This is a genomic window from Cryobacterium algoricola, from assembly GCF_004402485.1.
GTDB classification, from domain to species: domain Bacteria; phylum Actinomycetota; class Actinomycetes; order Actinomycetales; family Microbacteriaceae; genus Cryobacterium; species Cryobacterium algoricola.
This window is the reverse complement of record NZ_SOFG01000011.1, coordinates 615,060-634,190: the sequence shown is the minus strand read 5'-3', so window position 1 is coordinate 634,190 and position 19,131 is coordinate 615,060. Positions and strand designations below refer to the sequence as shown.

Sequence of the window (19,131 nt, the reverse complement as noted above, 5' to 3'; positions counted from 1 at the left end):
GCACCCGGCCTCGTCCCCACGATTGGAATCCCCACTATGAAAGCGTTGCGCTTCGCGGAACAGGATGTTCCCCGCATCGATGAGCTGCCCATCCCCGCGATCGGAGCCGACGAAGTGCTCGTCGCCGCACGCTCCGTCGGGGTCTGCCACTCCGACATCGACCTGCTCGAGGGTCGGTACATCATCCCCTTCGAGTACCCGATCATTCCCGGCCACGAATGGTCCGGAGAGGTCGTCGCGGTCGGCAGCCGGGTGCAGGACTTCGCCGCCGGCGATCGCGTCGTCGGAGAGTGCGTCATCGGAGACGACCACTTCGGATTCTCGATCAGCGGCGCCGCCGCCGAGTTCTTCGTGGCCAGGCCCGAATGGCTGCACACACTGCCGGCGAGCGTGTCATACACGAACGGCGCCCTCGTCGAGCCGTTCAGCGTCGCCTACTACGCGCTGATGCGGGTCGGCAACGTCAACGCGAGCGACACCCTCGTCGTACTCGGAGCCGGACCGATCGGACTCGCCGTCACCGCGGCATCCGCCGCCCTCGGCGCCGTGACGATCGTCGTGGAGCCCTCGCCCGAACGGCGCGACGCCGCGCTGCGCCTCGGCGCCCGCCACGCCGTGCACCCCGACGACATCGTCGAGTTCCTGAACGAGCAGACGGACGGGCGCGGAGCGGATGTCGTCGTCGAGGCCAGCGGACGGCCGGCCGTGATGGCCCAGGCGCTCGAACTCGCCGCCTTCCGGGGCAGGGTCGCCTACATCGGCATCGACGTCGGGCGCGAGGCGCCGGCGAAGCTCGGGCTCATCCAGTCCAAGGAGCTCAAGATCACCGGTTCGGTCGGCTCGCCGGGAGTGTGGCCGGAAACCCTGCGCTTCCTGGCCCACACCGGAATCGACCTGAGTCCCCTCGTCACGCAGCGATTCGGGGTCGACGACGCCCTGGGTGCCCTCGAGGCCGCACACCACCCGGCGACCACGATCAAGGCGCATATCGAATTCGACGCCGTGCTGCCGGCATAGCGAAGCGACCCGAACGACGGATGTCCCGGACGAGCGCTGCTTGTCCGGGACATCCGTCGTTGGGTGGGGGTAACGGCCTAGGGGATGATCCTCGCCGCGCGGTAGCGCTCGACCTTGTCGAGAAAGCTGTCCGGGGTGGACCGGAAACCCAGGAATCCGGCCTGACGGCTCTTGTTCATGTCGGTGAAGCACTCGATGTTCCGGCCGAGGTCACTGTCCGTGTGCCACCAGGATGCCAGGCGGGTGACGTCCGTCTCGACGAGTCCCTCCCGTTCGGCGATGGCGCTCCACACCTGGTCCTTGCCGGCCATCTGCACGGTCAGCGGGCGGGGTTCTCCTTCGAAGCCGGCCCAGGGCACGTCGAAGATCGCCGCGACCCGCGGCCACAGCCACCGCCAGCGGAAGACGTCGCCGTTGGCGATGTTGAATGCTTCGTTGGCGCCCTCCGGGTGCGTGCCTGCCCAGATGATCTGTTCGGCGAGCAGGTCGACGTCGGTGACGTCGGTGACGCCGTTCCATTGGGTGGCCGAGCCGGGGAAGGTGAACGTCAGCCCGAGTTCCTTGCAGATCGCGGCGTAGACGGAGAGGGTGAGCACCATGTTCATCGCGTTGTCCGTGGCAAACCCGAAGACCGTGTGGGCGCGGTGCACGCTCCAGGTGAAGCCGTTCCGGGCGGCGGACCCGAACAGCTCGTCCTCCTGCGCATAGTAGAAGTTCGGCTGCGGGAGTCGTGGTTCGTCCTCGTGGAACGGGGTCTCCGCGGTGACGCCGGTCGCATAGTTGTCGAACGGGCCGAGGTAGTGCTTGAGCCCGGTCATCAGGGCCACGTGCCTGACGGACTTCTCTCCTTCGAGGGCTGCGAGCACGTTCCGCACCAGGGCGCTGTTGACCTCGATGTTCTCGGTCTCCGTGTCCCGTTTCACCCAGGCCGTGATCACGACGAGTTCCGGGCGAGTTCCGGTGAGGGCGGTGGCAAGAGACGCGGGGTCGAGGAGGTCAGCCGTCACGGATGTCACGCCCGCGGTCTCGGAATGACCTCGCCTCGACAGTCCGGTCACGTCCCAGCCCGCGTCGACCAGTTGTTTCGCGACCGTCTGGCCCGTGATGCCCGTTGCTCCGACGATGAGCGCGCGTTGCCGGGGAATTGTTGAGGGGGATGTCACAAGTCGATCCTTTCCTGATGGACGGGGACTTCCTTGTCGCCGTCCTGAGGTGTTCAATGATACTTAACAAAGAACGCCCCGGCAAGCCGCATCGGCTCTGCCGGAACCGCCGAAATAGCCCGAATGACGGGGTAACTGGGCCTCATGCTGTGTATATTTGACCATACTCACCTTTTTCCGGAGCGTGAGGTGTACAGCCGGGCTTCAATGATGATGCGAGGCCAGTCCTCGTCGTCGTCATGCTGATGTGTGACAGAGGAACATGATGGACAATTTAGGGTCTCGGCTGAAAGACATCCGGCTCAAAGCCGGCCTGACGTTGCGTGAGCTGGCCAGGCAGGTCGACGTATCACCGTCATTCGTCTCCCAGATCGAGAACGGCAAGTCGCAGCCCTCCGTCGCCACCCTCTACGCCTTCGCTCAGCTGTTGAACGTCTCCGTCGATGACCTGTTCGAGAGCAAACCGGCCGCGGAACCCCACCCGCACGCTGTCGAGGACGGGGGGCAACTGAACCGGGGCGACGTGAGGAACCCCTCCGATGCGTGGCATCCGTCGGAGTATGCCAACCGGGTGTCCGTTGTGCACCCGTCCCACCGGTCGCGGCTCAACATGGCGGCCGGCGTCAACTGGGAACGCCTCGCGGCCACGCCCGAACGCGACGTCAACTTCATGAAGATCAGCTACGCGCCGGGGGCGACCTCCACGGACGGCGGGGACACGGTCACCCACGCGGGCTACGAGTACGGCTACGTGATCTCCGGCGAGCTGGAGATCACGATCGGCGACGAGGCATTCACCTTGCACGAAGGCGAGTCGCTCGGCTTCGATTCCTCCATCCCGCACAGCCTGAAGAACACCGGCGTCGTCGACTTCCACGGAATCTGGTTCGTGCACGGCAAGCACGACTAGCCCGCCGCCGGAGCCCGGGACGTCGTCGTGGTTGACAGCGACCGAAGGGCCGTCATAGCCTGTCTGTTAAGGAATACTTAACAGGTGTTCAGTCTCGCCTTCAGCGCTGGCCGCCCGTTCCTTGAATCACAACGATGTGAGCCGGGCGACCGGCAGAAAAGGACCAGACCTGATGGATCTCGGACACGGCCTCGGCCATCTCTCGTATTCCACACTTGTGCACGCGGGTGACACCTGGGCCGAGATGAAGGAGAGCCTCCACACCTTCGTTCCCGCCGTCAAGGCCCGGGTCTCACCGGGCCAGCGGTTCGGAGTGTCGCTGCGGATCTCGGCCGATTCGGCCAGGACCCTGACCGACAGCCCTGCCGAAAGGGCGGAGCTCCGGACATTCCTCGACGACAACGACATGTACGTCTATACCGTCAACGCCTTCCCGTACGGGCCGTTCAAGGGCGACGTCGTGATGGAGCGGGTCTACGAGCCGGACTGGTCGACCGATGACCGGGTCGCGTACACGAACTCGGTCGCGGACATCCTCGCCGAGATCGCGCCGGCGGGCGTGAGCCCGAGCATCCAGACGGCCCCGCTCGCGTTCGCCCCCAACGTCACCGACGACGACTACATCGCCCGGTTCACCACCAACCTGTTCCAGGTCGTTGCCCACCTCGTCGACCTCGAGGCGCGCACGGGACGCCGGGTCAAGCTCGCGCTCGAGCCGGAACCCGCCTGCTTTCTCGAGACCACGGCGGAGACCGTCGCGTTCTTCGCCGAACGGGTTTACTCGCCGCAGGGAATCGCCGAGCTCGCCCGGCTCGCCGGGCTACCGCTGTCCGAGGCCGAGGGCGCGATGCGCCGCTACCTCGGCATCGTCTTCGACATCGGCCACCAGTCCGTCGGCTTCGAGGACATCCCGGGTTCGCTGCGCAGCCTGGTCGACGCCGGGATTCCGATCTTCAAGCTCCAGGAGGCTGCCGCACTTTGGGTCAGGGACCTCACCCCGGGGGTCGTGCCTCAGCTGCGCGTCTTCACCGACACGATCTACCTGAGCCAGACGACGATGCGCCAGGATGGCGCGGTCACGAAGTTCCTCACCCTCGGCGACGCGCTCGACGCGTACGAGGCGAACCCGGTGCCCACCGAGATCCGCACCCACTTCCACGTTCCGGTCTTCCTCGAGGAACTCGGCCCGTTCGTCACGACGCGGTTCGCGGTGCAGCAGGCGCTGCAGCTGCACCGCGAGACACCGCTCTCCGACCACCTGGAGATCGAGACATATACCTGGGACGTGCTCCCGGCTCATCTCAAGACCGGTGACATCACCGACTACGTGACCCGCGAACTCGAGTTCGTCCGCGGCGAGCTGCTGGACCCCCGGCCGTGAGGGCCGCCGTCTTCCACGGAGCCGGGGACATTCGCGTCGAGGAAATCACGGCTCCCGCCGCGCCTCGCGCCGGCGAGGTGCTGGTCAGGCCGCTGTGGTGCGGTATCTGCGGCACCGACCTGCACGAATACGCGCAGGGCCCGATCGTGATCCCGCGTGAGCCGCATCCGCTCACCGGGGCGTGCGGCTCGCAGATTCTCGGCCACGAATTCTCGGCCGAAGTGGTCGAGGTCGGTGACGGGGTGACCGCGGTGCGACCGGGCGAGCGGGTGTCGGTGATGCCGCTGCTGTCGTGCGGGACCTGCTACTTCTGCCGCAGGGGACTGAACCACCTCTGCCGCACCATGGCCGCGGTCGGGCTCAGCTATCAGTGGGGCGGCATCGCCGACCTCGCCATCGTTCCCGCCGCGAACGTGACCGTGCTCCCCGACGGCGTCTCCGACCTGCAGGGCGCGGTCGTCGAACCTGGCGCTGTCGCGGCCTACGGGGTGGACACCGCCGGCGTGCGCCCCGGAGATAACGTGCTCATCACCGGGGCCGGTCCGATCGGGGCGCTTGCCTCGCTCTACGCCGCCACGCTCGGGGCGAACGTCTTCGTCTCGGAGGTCAATCCCGTGCGGGCGGCGCTCGTGCGCAGCTTCGACGTCGGGGTGGTGCTCGATCCGACGGCCGTCGACGTGCCGGGCTGGCTTCGCGACCGGACCGACGGCATCGGTGTGGACGCCGTGATCGAATGCTCGGGGAACGAGCGGGCGCTGCAGGCGGCGATCGCCTCGGTGCGCTCGGCCGGGCGGATCTCCCAGACCGGGCTGCACACCCAGGCCGCGGCCATCGACCCGATGGTCGTCTCCGAGCATGACATCACGATCTCGGGCACCTGGTGCTTCCCGGTCACCGACTGGCCGCGCATCATCGACCTGATCGACAGGGGCCGGTACCCGGTGGAGAAGGTCGTCACGGCCCAGATCGCACTGGAGGACGTCGTGGCTCAGGGCTTCGACACGCTGCTGTCGCCGACCGGCGACCAGGTCAAGGTACTCGTGCGCGCCGGAGGGGAGTGACGCCACGTCCCGGGCGGCCGCCTATTGAGCGAAGAGCGAGGGATGCTGGGACAGCTCGAGCCGGGTGCGGCGGATGTGGCCGGCCAGCATCCGCTCGGCCTCCTCCCCGTCGCCGCGCCGCAGGGCCCCGACGAGCAACTGGTGTTCGTAGTGCACGGCGCGGTTGACGTCTGGCCCGATCAGGGTCGTGAAGGCGCGTCGATAGTGCTGGGTCGAGTTCCACAGCCGGTGAATGGTCTCGCCGAGGATGGACGTGACGGCACCGGAGTACGACAGCAGGTGGAACTCGCGGTCGAGGCGCAGGAAGGTCTCGACGTCGGTGCCGGCTTGCATATCATCGGCGAGGTGCTGCAGGCGGCCGAGCGTCTCCGGCGACAGCTGGGGCAGGCTGTAGCGCAGCAACAGGGGTTCGATGCGCTCGCGGATCTGGTACATCTCCTCGCACTCCGCGAGGCTCAGGTGGGAGACCCAGGCGCCGGTGTTCGCCACAAGGGTGACGAGGCCGTCGGACTCCAGGATGCGCAGGGCCTCACGAACGGGGAGCCGGCTCGCGCCGAACTGTTCGGCGACGTCTTCCTGCCGGATCCGGGCGCCGGGGGCGTAGGCGCCGGACAGGATCTCGTCCCGCAGTCGCGTGGCGATCCGGCTGCCGGCGCTGCCGTCGCGGCTGGGGGCGCTGGCCATGGGGTCCGTCCGGTCGGTGGTGGTGGTCATTCGGCCGGGTGGGCCGGATGCCACAGTTTAGTGGGAGCATCCTTCTCGTAGGCCTTGCCGTCCGGATAGCTCACGAGCTCGAACTGCATGCCCCAGGGGCTGCGGAAGTAGACCCAGCGCTGGCCGGTGCTCCAGCTGGAGCTCGCGGTCGGGGCGCCCATGATCTCGACGCCGTGCCCCCGCAGGTGTTCGAGGGCGGCATCGAAGTCGTCCACGTAGAAGGCCAGGTGATGCCCGCCGATGTCGCTGTTCCGGGGTTCGGGGGCTGCTTCAGTGGCCGGTTCATACTGGAAGACCTCGAAATTGGGGCCGTGGCCGCAGCGGAAGAAGCGGAGCTCGCGCATGACTGTGCGCGGGTGCACGCCGAGGTGTTCGAGCATCCACTCGTCGTCGGGGTGCGCGAACGGGCCGAGTGAATAGACGAGCTCGCAGCCGATCACGTCGACGAGGAAATGCTCGGCCTCGTCGAGGTCGGGGACCGTGAAACCGATGTGCTCCGTGCCGCGCAGACCCGGGATGCCAGTGACCATCGAGAACTCCTTCGTTCGACGCTGATTTCTTTCATTGTATCCAAAGACCTGAATTGAGCGCGTCTTAATCGGATATGTTGCGGCCAATCCTTGGCATTGGATTCAATCGACGATACAGTGTTCCTCACATGTAGTCGATCCCCGCGATCGACACGACCAATGGAGACCGGCACATGCCTGAACGACGACGTTTGGATCCCCTGGCCCCCTGGGTCGAGCTCAGCACCACGGCACAGGACTGGGAGAGTGCCGACCCGGCGCTCCTGGCCACCATGCTCGGCCAGCTGCACCTCATCCGCGCCTTCGAAGAAACCGTGCTCGAACTCGCCGGCGAGGGCCTCGTCCACGGGCCGGCTCACTCCAGCATCGGCCAGGAGGGCGGGGCGGTCGGCTCGATCGTCGGCCTCGGGTCGACGGATGCGATCAACGGCTCGCACCGCGGACATCACCAGTTCCTCGCCAAGGCGATCAACCACGTCTCCGGCGGTGCCCTCGATCCGGCCGCGCTGGTGACCGCGGACATCCAGACCGTGCTGCAGCGCACCCTCGCCGAGATCCTCGGGCTCGCCCAGGGCTACTGCCGGGGCCGCGGCGGCTCGATGCACCTGCAGTGGTTCGAGGCCGGCGCGCTCGGCACCAATGCGATCGTCGGCGGCGGCGTTCCGCTCGCGGCCGGCAACGCCTGGGCCCAGAAGCACGCGGGCACGACGGATGTCACGGTGAGCTACTTCGGGGACGGCGCGACCAACATCGGCTCGGTCCTCGAAACCATGAACCTCGCTTCGGCGTGGAAGCTGCCGCTCGCCTTCTTCATCGAGAACAACCTCTACGCCGTGTCGACCACGGTGGCCGAGTCGACCGGCGAGCCGCGGCTCTCGGCCAGGGCGCTGGGCTTCGGAATCCCCAGCTGGCGCGTCGACGGCATGGACCCGCTCGCCGTGCACCTCGCGACGAAGGAGGCCGAGCAGGTGATGCGGTCCGGCAACGGGCCCGCGGTCGTCGAGGTCGAGGTCTACCGGTTCTTCCACCAGAACGGACCATACCCGGGCAGCGCCTTCGGCTACCGCTCCAAAGAGGAAGAGGCGGCCTGGCGCGCCCGCGACCCGCTGGACCGGGTCGCCCGCGAGATGATCGCGCTCGGCCAGATCGATCCGGCGAGCATCGCCGCGGTGCGCGAGCAGGCCCAGTCCGCAATGAGGGATGCCGTGGCCCAGCTTCTCGAGGCAGACCCGGAGTCGGCGGGCAAGCGCCGCATCCGCCCGGAGCTGTGGCCGGACGTGGACTTCGTCAATGTCGGCGTGCGGGGCGACGCGAGCGAGCTGAACGGCCTGCGCACACTCGAGCCGACCGACTACCGGGGCGAGCTCGAAACGAAGAAGTTCGTCGATACCGTCGCCGGCGTCATGGACCGCCGCATGGCGGAGGACGCCCGGATCGTCGTGCTCGGCGAGGATGTGCACCGCCTCAACGGCGGCACGAATGGCGCCACCAAGGGGTTGGCGAAGAAGTTCGAGGGCCGGGTGCTCGGCACCCCGATCAGCGAGAACGCGTTCGCCGGCCTCGGCGGCGGGATGGCACTCGACGGGCGCTACCGCCCGGTCGTCGAGTTCATGTACCCGGACTTCATGTGGGTGGCCGCCGACCAGGTCTTCAATCAGATCGGAAAGGCGCGGCACATGTTCGGCGGCGAGAACCCGGTGCCCCTCGTGCTGCGCACGAAGGTCGCGATGGGAAGCGGCTACGGCTCGCAGCACCTGATGGACCCGGCCGGCATCTTCGCGACCAGCCCCGGCTGGCGCATCGTCGCACCGTCGAACGCGGCCGACTACGTCGGTCTGATGAACACCGCGCTCGCCCTGCAGGATCCCGTGCTCGTCATCGAGCACGTCGACCTCTATGCCGAAACCGGCGAGGTGCCCGCTGGCGACCTCGACTACTGCATCCCGCTGGGGAAGGCGGCCCTGCGCCGCGAAGGCACCGACGTCACCGTGATCAGCTACCTGTCCATGGTCAAACACTCCCTCGAGGCCGTCGAACTGACCGGCATGAGCGCCGACGTCATCGACCTGCGCTGGCTCGACCGGGCCTCGATCGACTGGGACACCATCGGCACGAGCATCCGCAAGACCAACAGCGTTCTCATCGTCGAGCAGGGGGCCCGCGGCACGTCGTACGGCGCCTGGCTGTCCGACGAAATCCAGCGCCGGTTCTTCGACTACCTCGACCAGCCGGTCGAACGCGTGACCGGCGGCGAGGCGAGCCCGAGCATCTCACGGGTGCTCGAGCGCGCCGCCATCGCCCGCACCGAGGACGTCGTCGCCGGCCTCGAGGTCATCAAGCTCGGTCTGGGCACCCGCTGATGGCCACGCTCGTGCGTATGCCGGAAGTGCTCGCCAACGCTGCGGAAGCCGCCATCCAGACCTGGCTGGTGCAGGTGGGCGAAACCGTGGCGATCGGCCAGCCGCTCGCCGAGATCGAGACCGAGAAGGCCGTCGTCGAGTACCGTGCAGAGACGGACGGGGTGCTCGCGCGGGTCATCGTCCCCGAGGGTGTTCCCGTCGAAGTGGGCGTGCCGATCGGCGTGATCGCCGCCGTCGGTGAAGCGGAGGCGGACATCGACGCCTTCCTCGCCGGGGAAGTGCCGGAGCGCGCGGGGGCCGCGAACCCGGATTCGGCAAACCTGAATTCGGCTACCCCGCAGGCGCCAACCCCGGACACGGCAAGCCCGGACACGGCAACGCCGGTGGCGGCGGCTCCGGCCGGGGTAGTCCCGGTCGAATCAGCCCCGGGCGGGCAGGCACCGCTCGCCGCAGCCACCGGCGGGCGTCAATTCGCCAGTCCGCTCGTGCGGCGCATCGCCAGGGAACGCGCACTCGACCTGTCCCGTGTCGTGGGCAGTGGCCCGAACGGGCGGATCGTGCGCAGAGACCTCGACAACCTCCAGCCCGCGCCCGCGCCTGTCGCTGCAGCTGCCACCGAGCCGGAGCCCGTCACGCCCGTGGCGTCTCCGCCGGTCTCCGCACCGGCGGCATCCACGGGTGGCGTCACCGCCGTATCCGTGGTCGATGCCTCCGGGTTCACCGATGTTCCGCACACCGGGATGCGACGGGCCATCGCGCGCCGCCTGACCGAGAGCAAGTCGACCGTTCCGCACTTCTACATCACGGCGGACTGCCGTGTCGAGCGCCTGCTCGCCCTCCGCAGCGAGATCAACGCGACCTCGCCGCGGAGGATCTCGGTCAACGACTTCATCATCAAGGCCGTCGCGGTGGCGCTGGTCCGGGTGCCCGCGGCGAACGTCATCTGGACCGAGACCGCCACGAGGCGATTCGAGCATGTCGATCTCTCGGTCGCGGTGTCCACCGAAACGGGACTGCTCACGCCGGTCCTGCGTGGCGTCGAGGGCCTCACGCTGACGAACATCAGCGAACGGGTCGCCGACCTCGCCGGACGGGCGCGACAGGGGAAGCTGCGGCAGCAGGAGCTCGAGGGCGGCAGCTTTGCCGTCTCGAATCTCGGCATGTTCGGGGTCGACCAGTTCTCGGCCATCCTGAACCCGCCGCAGTCGGGCATCCTCGCCGTCGGTGCCGCGAAACAACGGCCGGTCGTCGATTCCGGGCAGCTTTCGGTCGGCACGGTGATGACGGTGACGCTGTCGGCCGACCACCGGGTGGTCGACGGGGCGGTGGCGGCAGAATGGATGGCGCAGTTCGTGGCCTGCATCGAGAATCCACTCTCTATAATCATTTGACATTGACGGCACACGAGGCCGTCAATCCTCCCGTGAGCAAAGGCGCGCATATGGATCCCCGACTCGAACATCTCGCAGCAGAGCGGGCGTCACTGGCCGCTGAATCGGAGCGACTGGCGGTGATCCTCGCCGCCGAACGGAGCGGCCGGGCGCTGCGGGCGATCGCCCTCGCCTACGGCACGGGGTGCAGGGACGACTTCGACCGGGAGCGCCAATGCCGCGAAGATGAAGAGCAGATGAAGCTCGTGCGTTCGCGCGCCCGCGCCCTCGACCGGCAGTACCACCAGCTGACCGCGAGCACTCACTCCGTCCGCGAAAGCGGGTGAATCGTCGTTCTGGCGCCGTCAGAACGACGATTCGCCCGCTTTCGCGAGAGGGAAAGCCGGTGCCCCGGTGATCTCGTCGGCGTTGTCGGCTATCCAGTCCATGAGGGGGACTAGGCGGTCGGCTAGCTGGTGGCCCCTGGCGGTCAGCTCGTAGTCGACCCGCGGCGGGATCGTCGCCTGCGCTTCGCGGTTCACGAAGCCGTCTGACTCGAGGGTGCGCAGCGTCGACGCGAGCATCTTCTCGCTGATGCCCTCGATGGACCGCCGCAGCTCGCCCCAGCGGAGCGAGTCCTGCTGCAGTGCGAGCAGCACCAGCACGCCCCACTTGCTCGTAACGTGGTCGAGCACCGTGCGCGTCGCGCACTTGGCTGGGTAGACCCCCGCAACGGCGCCGGGACGCACCCGCGAGACATCAAAACTAATCTTCATGCAGGTAGCTTACCTAAAGGTGGGTACCCGCGCGCGGGAAGGTACTCGGCTGGTTCGTGGTTGACTCTGACACGCCACCGAAAGGACAACACATGTCATACATCGTCACCGCCACCTCAGGTCACCTCGGCCGCCTCATCGTCGAGACCCTCCTCGCCCGCGGTGCGGCCCCGGACAGCATCGTCGCGACGGCCCGCAACGCCGACAGGCTTTCCGCTCTCGCCGCGCTCGGTGTGCGCACCGCGGTCCTCGACTACAGCAAGCCCGAGACCGTGACGGCCGTGGTCGAACCGGGCGATGTGCTGATGCTCGTCTCCGGTTCCGAGGTCGGCCAGCGCGTCCCGCAGCACACCGCAGTCATCGCGGCCGCACAGGCCGCCGGAGTCGGCCGCATCGTCTACACGAGCGCCCCGAAGGCCACGACGTCCGCGCTCCTGCTGGCGCCGGAGCACAAGGCCACCGAGGAGTTCCTCATCGCCTCAGGGGTCCCCTTCACCATCCTGCGCAACGGCTGGTACACCGAGAACTACACCGGTGAGATCGAGAAGGCGCGCCAGTCCGGCGAGATCGTCGCGAGCGTCGGCGACGGCCGGGTCGCGAGCGCAAGCCGGGCAGACTACGCGGATGCCGCGGCCGCGGCCATCCTCGACGACTCGCTCGCGGGCCAGACCTTCGAGCTCTCGGGCGACCACGCCTGGGACTTCGCCGAACTCGCCGCCACGACCGGCACGCTGATCGGTTCGCCCGTCACGTTCCGGAACCTGGCCCCCGCCGAGCACGCGGAGCTGCTCACGTCCTTCGGCCTCGACGCGGGCACGGTGGGCTTCGTCGTGGGACTCGACGCCAACATCCGCGACGGGCTGCTCGGCGAGACGAGCGGCGACCTGGCCCGCCTGACCGGCCGGCCGACGACCCCGCTCGCTGAGGGCCTCGCCGCGAGCCTGTAACTCGCATCTCTCCGACCTGGCCATGCCCGGGGGTGGAAGCGACAGCATCCGCCCCCGGCTCGGTAGGCTGTGCGTCTGCGACGATTGCGCGGCAGACGGCCAAAACACCCAGTCGAGCCGGACACCCGAGCCGGACACCCGAGCCGGACACCCGAGCCAGACACCCGAGGGATTCACCATGAGTGGCAGTACCGAACGCCCGTTCCGTTTCGAACAGGTGGAGTGGACCGACCCGCGCGCCGCCCTGCTGCGCGCGCGGATGGACGTGGAGATGACCGCGCGCTACGCCGGCCCGAGCAGCCCCGAACTCGACGATGCCGTGACCGAGGCGCTCAGGATCGACCCGGCCGACATCCTCGCGACCGTGCTCGCGCTCGATTCCGACGGAACCCCGATCGCCCACGCGGCCCTGCGCACCCACGACGGCGACTGGGAGGTCAAGCGCGTGATCGTCGCCGGCGACCAGCGCGGCCGCGGGGTCGGCCGTGCGCTGATGAACGAGCTCGAGCGCATCGCCCGGGCCGCCGGCGTACCGCGCCTCATCCTGCAGACCGGAAGCAAACAACCGGATGCCGTCGCCCTCTACGAGAAGATCGGCTACACGCCGATCCCGATCTACGAACCGTACATCGAGGCGATCCCGCACTCCTTCTGCTTCGAAAAGCTCCTCGCCTGACCCGCCCTCCCCACCATTCCGCGTCGCCCGCGGCATCCGCTCGCCCTGCCGCGAGAGCGCACTTGTGGCCCTTAAAACCGCGTCTTAAGGGCCAAAAACGTACTCTCGCGGGAGCCCGCGACGGGTATTTCGTCGAGTCGGGGCCGGCTACTCGGGGACGCGGGCGGACGCGGCGTCGAGGGCTGCGTTCTCCTCGGAGGTGAGGGTGAGGGTCGCAGAGGCCATCAGGTCGGGCAGCTGCCCGACCGTGCGGGCACTCGCGAGAGGGGCGACGACGCCGGGCCGGGCGCGGAGCCAGGCGAGGGCGATGGTCGCGAGCGACACCCCGTGGGCCTGGGCGACGGTGTCGAGCACCGCGACGACGGCGAGTCCCGCCGCGTTGAGGTAGCCGCCGGCCATCTTCTGGCGGGCGCTGCCCTCGAGGTCGGCCAGGGTGCGGTACTTTCCGGTCAGGAATCCGCTCGCGAGGGCGAAGTACGGCACAACGCCGAGGTGGTTCTGCTGCACGACGGGCAGCTGTTCGCGTTCAAAGGGCTGGCGGTGCACGAGGTTGTAGTGCGGCTGCAGCGCCACCGGCAGGGCGAAGCCGTTGCGGGTGGCGATGTCGATCCACTCGCTCACCCGGGCGGCGCTGAAGTTCGAGACGCCCACGTAGCGGATGCTGCCGGCGACGACGAGATCGTTGAACGCGGTCACGGTCTCCTCGAGTGGGGTGTTGGCGTCGTCGAAGTGCGCGTAGTACAGGTCGATCCGGTCCGTGCCGAGGCGGGTGAGGGATGCCGCGGCGGCCGCGGCGACGTTGCGTGCGGAGAGTCCGCGGAAGTCGGGGTGCTGACTGACCTTGGTGCCGATCACGACGTCGTCGCGGTGGCCCCTGGCCGCAAGCCAGCTGCCGATGATGGTCTCGGACTCGCCGCCGTGGTTGCCGGGAGCCCAGGCCGAATAGCCGTCCGCGGTGTCGATGAAGTTGCCTCCGGCCCCGACGAAGGCGTCGAGTACGGCGTGGGAGGCGGCCTCGTCCGAGGTCCAGCCGAAGGTGTTGCCGCCGAGGGCGAGCGGGAAGACGTCGAGGTCTGATGTACCGATGCGGGTCATGGGATTCCTTACTGCGTGGTGCGGTGATGAGGACTGGGTGCGGTGATGAGTGCCTGGGGAGGTCTCGGTCATCGGGAGGGGGCCGAGGTCAGGCGAGCCGGGGATCGACGTGCAGCTTGGGGCCGAGCCCGGCGCCGGCGGGGCGACTCCCGGCCAGGATCTCGCGGGTGCCGCTGAGTCCGACCGTCGCGGCGACGAGCGGGCGCGGGTCGACGGCGCCGCTCGCGTAGAGGTCGATCGCGCCCCTGAGCCCCGGGGAGGCGCTCAGGATTCCGACGGCTGTCACGTCCTTGAGGGCGAGAGTGCGGGTATCGACGAGGCTCGGGCTGCCGGCGAGGCCCACGTAGACCACGCGCTTTCCCGGCTCGACCAGGTCGAGCGCACGGGCGGGGAGGGTTGCCGCGTTCGAGGCGTCGATGACGGCGTCGAACGGCAGGTCCGGCAGGTCGGCGTCGGTCCAGACGCCGTCGAAGCCGAGGCTTCGCGCGTAGTCCAGCGACCGGGCGGATCGCCCCATCAGGTGCACCTCTGCGCCCTGTTGCCTTGCGAAGAGCGCGATCAGCAGGCCGATCGTGCCCGCGCCGAGAACGAGCGCCCGGTCGCCGGGCTCGAGGGCGGCACCCCGCACCGCGCGCAGTGCGTTGCCGCCCGGTTCGACGAGTGCGCCGAGCACGTCGTCGACGGTGTCGGGAAGCTCGAACAGTGACGTGACGGGCACGGCGAGCTGTTCGGCGAGAGCTCCGGGGAAGCCACCGAGGATGCCGACCTCGAAGCGGAACTCACAGACGTGCTGCAGTCCGCGGAGGCACCGACGGCACACACCGCAACCGAGCATGGTGTCTCCGGTCACCCGGCGCCCGAGCCACCGCCGGTCGACGCCCGCGCCGAGGGCGGTCACGGTCCCGGTCCACTCGTGGCCGATCCGGATCGGATACCGGGCCTTGCCGTCGAGCAGGTACTGCATCTCGCCGGTGAAGAACTCCACGTCGGTGCCGCAGACGCCGACTTTCGCGACATCGACCACGACCTGGCCCGGCCCGGCAACCGGTGGGGCGACATCCTGCACGGATGCTTCCCCGGGCGCGGTGATGACGAAGGCCTTCATGGTGCTTCCTTTCGGCGTGGATCACGGGATCAGCCTGGGAAACTCCACGAGCTGGTGCGAAGTGGGTTCTGGCGGGGTCAGGCAGGCTTCGCGTACTGGCCGATCTCCTGCAGCGCCCAGGAATTCCCGTCGGGGTCACTGAAGTAGGCGTACTTGACGCCGCCCATGTCATGGATCTCGGTGATCTGCAGGCCCCGGGCCAGGAGGTGCTCCCTCGAGGCGGCGATGTCCGAGACGACCAGGTGCAGGTTCTTGACCGTGCCCTGCTCAGGGCCGTTGCCCATGCCGGTCCCGATGACCACGGAGCACGCCGAGCCCGGCGGGGTCAGCTGCACGATCCGCATCCCGTTGCCGGGCTGCACATCGTGATCCAGGTGGAAACCGACGACATCCACGTAGAAGGCCTTGCTCCGTTCGACGTCCGCAACGGGCAACGGCACGAGCTCCAGTCGCATGTCCATGGTCGTCACTGTATCAAGGTGCGGCAGGCACTCGCAGCGGGAGGCGGCGTGGCGTAGCGTGTGCTGTTCACACCGTAGACAGCCTCAGAGGAGGAACAGTGACCACGCTCGACAACCGGCCGAACACCGCCCTGGTCATCATCGACGTCCAGATCGGTTTCGTGAAGGACGCCTACGATCGGGACGCGATCGTCGGGAACGTCGGCACCGTCGTCGACAAGGCGCGCGCGGCCGGCGCCGACGTCGTCTGGGTGCAGCACCACGATGACGACCAGCCGCAGGGCAGCGCGCCCTGGCAGCTCGTGCCCGAACTCGAACGCCTCGACGCCGAACCGCTCGTGCACAAGGCGTATGCCGACGCTTTCGAGGACACCGACCTCGAGTCCGTGCTCGCCGAACGCGGCATCGGTCGGCTCGTGATCGCCGGGGCGCAAACGGATGAGTGCATCCGGTCGACGCTTCACGGCGCGATCGTCCGCGGTTACGACGCCCTCCTCGTCAGCGACGCCCACACCACCGAAGACCTCCAGGAGTATGGTGCGCCGGCTCCGGAGCTCGTGATCGCCCACACCAACCTGTACTGGGAGTACCACACGGCGCCGGGGCGGACCGCGGGCACGGTGACCACGGCCGACCTCGACTTCACGGAGCCGGTTCCGGCCGCCGCCGATGAGGGCGCCGAAGAGACCGCCCCCGTGCCGAATTCAGGAGAATCGGCCGACCGGAGCACGGGCGCCCCCGGTATTCCGGGGCAGTGACGGCGACCGGACCCGGATCTCCTGAATTCGGCACGTCGCTCTCCTGACTGGGCCAGGTCGACGGGCGGGAGCGTCGCGGCGCGGGAGCCTGTGAGGTCGCCGGGACGGCCTTTCGTGGTCCGCCGGGCCGCGGCAGAATCGAGACCGACAGAAGTAGCTCAGACCTCGCACAAGCCGAACACGGAGTGACGAATGGGCAGGCATAATCGGGCCTCGGCGACGTGGTCGGGCCGTCAGATCGGGTGGAGAGCCGGCGTCGGCATCCTGGCGGCGCTGCTCAGCGTCGCAGGCATCACGACGGCGGCGCCGCGGGCGGACGCCGAAGTCCCCGCAGCGGTGGCCGCAGCGACCAGCTCCCCCGATTCCGCGGCCATCCCCTCGGTGAAGGCCCTCGATTCCGACCAGGTCATCACCGACCCGGCCTGGTTCGCCGCCGCGTACGCCGAGGGATTCCGCCTCTACATTCTCGCCACGACCGAGTGGGGCACCTGCACACCCGCGGCTCGCACCCAGCCGCAACTGCAGCTGGCGCTCGATGCCGGGCTGAAGGTCGCCGCGTACACCCGTGACCCCGCCTGCTGGCAGGCCGGCATCGCGGCAACCGGTCCGTACAGCACGGTGCTCCAGTTCTTTGCCCTCGACATCGAAACCGGCAGCCCGCCGCTCACCCGCGACATGATCACCGGGGTGCAGGGTCTCGGGGTGCGCCCGGTCATCTACAGCGGGGCCGCGATGTGGCCGCTCCTGATGGGGACCTCGACCGAGTTCTCCGACGTCGCGCTCTGGGACACGTCGACGGGCCCGCTCGACTATCCGAGTGGGACCGCCGACGTCCTCGCCCCCCGACCGGTGCCCTACGGCGGCTGGAACGACCCGGAGAATCTCCGGATCGGCGTGCAGCAGGAGTTCGAGCGCACGCTGAACGGTGTCAGGGTGGACCTCAATTCCTTCGACGCCGCGTTCCTTTACTGATTACTGATCTGTTCGTCTACTGATCTACTGACGCGAGAAAGCGGATGCCGCCAGGACCTGCTCCGGCGTCGGCCGCACCCCGGTGTACAGCTCGAACTGGTGCGCGGCCTGCAGCGCGATGACCTCTGCCCCGGTCACGACCCGCTTCCCCGCCGCCCGGGCGGCCCGGATCAGCGGCGTCTCGGCCGGAAGGGCGACCACGTCGAAGACGGTCGTGGCCGCGTCGACGGTGCCGAGGGGGTACGCGAGGCTCGAGGACTCCGCGCCACCGCTCATCCCGATCGGTGTCACGTTGACGATGAGCGGAGCGGTCTCGGCTCCCGGGTCGGGCAGCCACCGATAGCCGAGCTCGTCGGCCAGCCGTCGGCCGCTGGTCTCGTTACGGGCGATGACGACGCCGTCGGCGAAGCCGGCATCGCGGAACGCCGCACCGACGGCCTTCGCCATTCCGCCGCTGCCGCGGAGCAGGAACGAAGTGCCCGGATCGATGCCGTGCTCCGCGATGAGGGCGGCGACGGCCAGGTAGTCGGTGTTCGACGCCCGCAGGAAACCGTTGTCGTTGACGATGGTGTTCACCGACCGGATCGCGGTCGCGGAGGCATCCATCTCGTCGACGAGTGCAATGACGTCCTCCTTGAAGGGCATCGACACGGAGCAGCCGCGGATGCCGAGCGCCCGCACGCCGCCGATCGCCGCCGTGATGTCTGTCGTCGTGAACGCCTTGTAGATGAAGTCGAGGCCGAGCTCGTCGTAGAGGTAGTTGTGGAAGCGGGTGCCGATGTTGCTCGGGCGGGCCGCGAGCGAGATGCACAACTGTGTGTCTTTGTTGAGGGCTGGTTTCATGGTTCTACTCCCGGGATGAGGTTCGGTCTTTCCACGGTAACCCGGTCGTGCCGTCCGGACGTCCGGGACGGTGGCCGGGGTCGGACGCCCGGGGTGGAGGTCGGGGAGACCGGGCTCAGGAGATGACCGTTGCGGTCCCGGACACCACGATGCCGCCCGTCGCCGGGATGTCGACGGTGAGCAGGCTCGGACGCCCGACGTGGCGGCCCTGCCGGATCAGCACCCGCGCCGGGGGGTCGACGAGGCCGAGCGCCCGGAGGTACCCGCCGACGGAGGCCGCAGCCGAACCCGTCGCCGGGTCCTCCGTCATGGTGCCGACGGGGAAGAGGTTCCGCGCCTCGAATTCGAGCGGGCCCAGCACGCGGAGGGTCGTCACGGTGCCCGCCCAGCCCTCCGCATCCATCAGGGCACGCACCTCGGCCGGGTCGAATCGGAAGTCGTCGAAGGTCGCCGTCTCCGCGAAGACGAGCACCGGGTGCACGTTGCCGGCGAAGGCGAGCCGGGGCGGGTAGTCCGGGTGCAGGTCGGTGGCGTCGACGCCGAGGAGCCGCAGCAGGTGCTCGAGCACGGATGCCCCGATCGGCTCCACCCGCGGCTCGACACTCGTGAACGAGGCCACGATCCCGTCAGCGGTGCGCCGGGTGTCGATCCGCACCTCCCCGATCTTCGTCTCGAACACGAAGGCATCGGCGTCACCGCGACCGGCGAGCGCGACGGCGGTCGCGATCGTCGCGTGACCGCAGAACGGCACTTCCGCCGTGGGGGAGAAGTAACGGATGCCGGCCCGGCCCGGATACTCCCGGGTCGGCGGCCGGGTCAGGAACGCGGTCTCCGCATAGCCGAGCGATGCCGCGATGCGCTGCATCTCGGCGTCGGGAAGTGCGCTCGCATCGAGCACGACACCGGCCGGGTTTCCGCCGGAGGGGTCGGCAGCGAAGGCGGTCAGGCGCAGGATCTCGGTCTGGTCGGACATGCTCAATACCCTAGGCCAC

General features: G+C 68.6%; 20 protein-coding genes. 11 read left to right on the top strand and 9 right to left on the bottom strand.

Annotated features, from left to right (window positions below; translation table 11 throughout):
• Positions 1-36: 36 nt before the first annotated feature.
• The gene (locus E3O44_RS09720) at positions 37-1,017 is read left to right on the top strand and encodes a zinc-dependent alcohol dehydrogenase (protein ID WP_134534532.1); all 981 of its coding nucleotides are present in this window, start codon (positions 37-39) and stop codon (positions 1,015-1,017) included.
• A 77-nt stretch (positions 1,018-1,094) separates the two neighbouring features.
• Here the strand turns inward: E3O44_RS09720 and E3O44_RS09715 are convergent, their stop codons facing one another.
• A complete protein-coding gene (locus E3O44_RS09715) occupies positions 1,095-2,180 on the bottom strand; it encodes an SDR family oxidoreductase (RefSeq protein ID WP_134534531.1) in 1,086 nt (361 codons plus the stop codon).
• 262 nt (positions 2,181-2,442) lie between these two features.
• Between E3O44_RS09715 and E3O44_RS09710 the strand changes: the two genes are divergently transcribed.
• The 3 genes from E3O44_RS09710 (at position 2,443) to E3O44_RS09700 (ending at position 5,532) form a co-directional block, all read left to right on the top strand.
• Complete coding sequence (locus E3O44_RS09710) at positions 2,443-3,090, top strand: helix-turn-helix domain-containing protein (protein ID WP_134534530.1); 648 nt, start codon at positions 2,443-2,445, stop codon at positions 3,088-3,090.
• A gap of 172 nt (positions 3,091-3,262) precedes the next feature.
• Positions 3,263-4,471, top strand: a complete 1,209-nt coding sequence (eboE, locus tag E3O44_RS09705) for a metabolite traffic protein EboE (RefSeq protein ID WP_134534529.1) — start codon at positions 3,263-3,265, stop codon at positions 4,469-4,471.
• Positions 4,468-5,532, top strand: a complete 1,065-nt coding sequence (locus E3O44_RS09700; RefSeq protein WP_134534528.1) for a 2,3-butanediol dehydrogenase — start codon at positions 4,468-4,470, stop codon at positions 5,530-5,532. Before eboE ends, E3O44_RS09700 begins: the two co-directional genes overlap by 4 nt.
• A 21-nt stretch (positions 5,533-5,553) precedes the next feature.
• Here E3O44_RS09700 and E3O44_RS09695 read toward each other — a convergent pair whose 3' ends face one another.
• Together E3O44_RS09695 and E3O44_RS09690 are read right to left on the bottom strand one after the other, a co-directional pair.
• Positions 5,554-6,246 carry a GntR family transcriptional regulator gene (locus E3O44_RS09695; RefSeq protein ID WP_241976205.1) on the bottom strand — a complete coding sequence of 231 codons (693 nt, stop codon included), beginning with the start codon at positions 6,244-6,246 and terminating at the stop codon, positions 5,554-5,556.
• A complete protein-coding gene (locus E3O44_RS09690; RefSeq protein ID WP_134534527.1) occupies positions 6,243-6,776 on the bottom strand; it encodes a VOC family protein in 534 nt (177 codons plus the stop codon). The genes E3O44_RS09695 and E3O44_RS09690 overlap by 4 nt, the downstream gene beginning before the upstream one ends.
• Positions 6,777-6,949: 173 nt before the next feature.
• On the opposite strand from E3O44_RS09690, the gene E3O44_RS09685 reads away from it, so the two are divergent.
• From E3O44_RS09685 to E3O44_RS09675, 3 genes are read left to right on the top strand one after another with little or no spacing between them, the layout of a single operon-like run.
• Positions 6,950-9,136 carry an alpha-ketoacid dehydrogenase subunit alpha/beta gene (locus E3O44_RS09685; RefSeq protein WP_134534526.1) on the top strand — a complete coding sequence of 729 codons (2,187 nt, stop codon included), beginning with the start codon at positions 6,950-6,952 and terminating at the stop codon, positions 9,134-9,136.
• Positions 9,136-10,527, top strand: coding sequence for a 2-oxo acid dehydrogenase subunit E2 (locus E3O44_RS09680; protein WP_134534525.1), 1,392 nt, complete (start codon positions 9,136-9,138; stop codon positions 10,525-10,527). The genes E3O44_RS09685 and E3O44_RS09680 overlap by 1 nt, the downstream gene beginning before the upstream one ends.
• A 50-nt stretch (positions 10,528-10,577) precedes the next feature.
• Positions 10,578-10,853, top strand: coding sequence for a hypothetical protein (locus tag E3O44_RS09675; protein WP_134534524.1), 276 nt, complete (start codon positions 10,578-10,580; stop codon positions 10,851-10,853).
• A gap of 18 nt (positions 10,854-10,871) precedes the next feature.
• Here E3O44_RS09675 and E3O44_RS09670 read toward each other — a convergent pair whose 3' ends face one another.
• Positions 10,872-11,282: a winged helix-turn-helix transcriptional regulator gene (locus E3O44_RS09670; RefSeq protein WP_134534523.1), complete on the bottom strand. Its 411-nt coding sequence runs from the start codon at positions 11,280-11,282 to the stop codon at positions 10,872-10,874.
• 92 nt (positions 11,283-11,374) lie between these two features.
• On the opposite strand from E3O44_RS09670, the gene E3O44_RS09665 reads away from it, so the two are divergent.
• Both E3O44_RS09665 and E3O44_RS09660 read left to right on the top strand, forming a co-directional pair.
• Positions 11,375-12,229, top strand: coding sequence for an NAD(P)H-binding protein (locus E3O44_RS09665; RefSeq protein WP_134534522.1), 855 nt, complete (start codon positions 11,375-11,377; stop codon positions 12,227-12,229).
• 178 nt (positions 12,230-12,407) lie between these two features.
• Positions 12,408-12,905, top strand: coding sequence for a GNAT family N-acetyltransferase (locus E3O44_RS09660; RefSeq protein ID WP_134534521.1), 498 nt, complete (start codon positions 12,408-12,410; stop codon positions 12,903-12,905).
• A gap of 147 nt (positions 12,906-13,052) precedes the next feature.
• On the opposite strand, the gene E3O44_RS09655 is transcribed toward E3O44_RS09660, so the two are convergent.
• The 3 genes from E3O44_RS09655 to E3O44_RS09645 all read right to left on the bottom strand — a co-directional run bounded on the left by E3O44_RS09655 (position 13,053) and on the right by E3O44_RS09645 (position 15,566).
• Positions 13,053-14,000, bottom strand: coding sequence for an aldo/keto reductase (locus E3O44_RS09655; RefSeq protein ID WP_134534520.1), 948 nt, complete (start codon positions 13,998-14,000; stop codon positions 13,053-13,055).
• A gap of 88 nt (positions 14,001-14,088) precedes the next feature.
• The gene (locus tag E3O44_RS09650) at positions 14,089-15,105 is read right to left on the bottom strand and encodes a zinc-dependent alcohol dehydrogenase (RefSeq protein WP_134534519.1); all 1,017 of its coding nucleotides are present in this window, start codon (positions 15,103-15,105) and stop codon (positions 14,089-14,091) included.
• 77 nt (positions 15,106-15,182) lie between these two features.
• Entirely contained in the window at positions 15,183-15,566 is a 384-nt protein-coding gene (locus E3O44_RS09645) for a VOC family protein (protein WP_134534518.1), read from the bottom strand.
• A 98-nt stretch (positions 15,567-15,664) separates the two neighbouring features.
• On the opposite strand from E3O44_RS09645, the gene E3O44_RS09640 reads away from it, so the two are divergent.
• Both E3O44_RS09640 and E3O44_RS09635 read left to right on the top strand, forming a co-directional pair.
• Entirely contained in the window at positions 15,665-16,324 is a 660-nt protein-coding gene (locus E3O44_RS09640; protein WP_134534517.1) for an isochorismatase family protein, read from the top strand.
• Positions 16,325-16,516: 192 nt separating this feature from the next.
• Complete coding sequence (locus E3O44_RS09635; protein ID WP_134534516.1) at positions 16,517-17,296, top strand: glycoside hydrolase family 25 domain-containing protein; 780 nt, start codon at positions 16,517-16,519, stop codon at positions 17,294-17,296.
• A 24-nt stretch (positions 17,297-17,320) separates the two neighbouring features.
• Here the strand turns inward: E3O44_RS09635 and E3O44_RS09630 are convergent, their stop codons facing one another.
• On the bottom strand, positions 17,321-18,139 hold the full coding sequence (locus E3O44_RS09630) for a shikimate 5-dehydrogenase (RefSeq protein WP_134534515.1): 819 nt from the start codon (positions 18,137-18,139) through the stop codon (positions 17,321-17,323).
• A gap of 115 nt (positions 18,140-18,254) precedes the next feature.
• Positions 18,255-19,112, bottom strand: a complete 858-nt coding sequence (locus tag E3O44_RS09625) for a PhzF family phenazine biosynthesis protein (protein ID WP_134534514.1) — start codon at positions 19,110-19,112, stop codon at positions 18,255-18,257.
• Between the last annotated feature and the right edge of the window lie 19 nt (positions 19,113-19,131).

Excerpts from the sequence above, each read along its gene's own strand:
- E3O44_RS09720 (WP_134534532.1), top strand. The coding sequence starts at position 37 with ATGAAAGCGTTGCGCTTCGCGGAACAGGATGTTCCCCGCATCGATGAG.
- E3O44_RS09625 (WP_134534514.1), bottom strand. The coding sequence starts at position 19,112 with ATGTCCGACCAGACCGAGATCCTGCGCCTGACCGCCTTCGCTGCCGAC.
- E3O44_RS09630 (WP_134534515.1), bottom strand. The coding sequence starts at position 18,139 with ATGAAACCAGCCCTCAACAAAGACACACAGTTGTGCATCTCGCTCGCG.
- E3O44_RS09655 (WP_134534520.1), bottom strand. The coding sequence starts at position 14,000 with ATGACCCGCATCGGTACATCAGACCTCGACGTCTTCCCGCTCGCCCTC.
- E3O44_RS09645 (WP_134534518.1), bottom strand. The coding sequence starts at position 15,566 with ATGGACATGCGACTGGAGCTCGTGCCGTTGCCCGTTGCGGACGTCGAA.
- E3O44_RS09660 (WP_134534521.1), top strand. The coding sequence starts at position 12,408 with ATGAGTGGCAGTACCGAACGCCCGTTCCGTTTCGAACAGGTGGAGTGG.
- E3O44_RS09635 (WP_134534516.1), top strand. The coding sequence starts at position 16,517 with ATGGGCAGGCATAATCGGGCCTCGGCGACGTGGTCGGGCCGTCAGATC.
- E3O44_RS09675 (WP_134534524.1), top strand. The coding sequence starts at position 10,578 with ATGGATCCCCGACTCGAACATCTCGCAGCAGAGCGGGCGTCACTGGCC.
- E3O44_RS09670 (WP_134534523.1), bottom strand. The coding sequence starts at position 11,282 with ATGAAGATTAGTTTTGATGTCTCGCGGGTGCGTCCCGGCGCCGTTGCG.
- E3O44_RS09650 (WP_134534519.1), bottom strand. The coding sequence starts at position 15,105 with ATGAAGGCCTTCGTCATCACCGCGCCCGGGGAAGCATCCGTGCAGGAT.
- E3O44_RS09665 (WP_134534522.1), top strand. The coding sequence starts at position 11,375 with ATGTCATACATCGTCACCGCCACCTCAGGTCACCTCGGCCGCCTCATC.
- E3O44_RS09710 (WP_134534530.1), top strand. The coding sequence starts at position 2,443 with ATGATGGACAATTTAGGGTCTCGGCTGAAAGACATCCGGCTCAAAGCC.
- E3O44_RS09690 (WP_134534527.1), bottom strand. The coding sequence starts at position 6,776 with ATGGTCACTGGCATCCCGGGTCTGCGCGGCACGGAGCACATCGGTTTC.
- E3O44_RS09680 (WP_134534525.1), top strand. The coding sequence starts at position 9,136 with ATGGCCACGCTCGTGCGTATGCCGGAAGTGCTCGCCAACGCTGCGGAA.
- eboE (WP_134534529.1), top strand. The coding sequence starts at position 3,263 with ATGGATCTCGGACACGGCCTCGGCCATCTCTCGTATTCCACACTTGTG.
- E3O44_RS09695 (WP_241976205.1), bottom strand. The coding sequence starts at position 6,246 with ATGACCACCACCACCGACCGGACGGACCCCATGGCCAGCGCCCCCAGC.
- E3O44_RS09685 (WP_134534526.1), top strand. The coding sequence starts at position 6,950 with ATGCCTGAACGACGACGTTTGGATCCCCTGGCCCCCTGGGTCGAGCTC.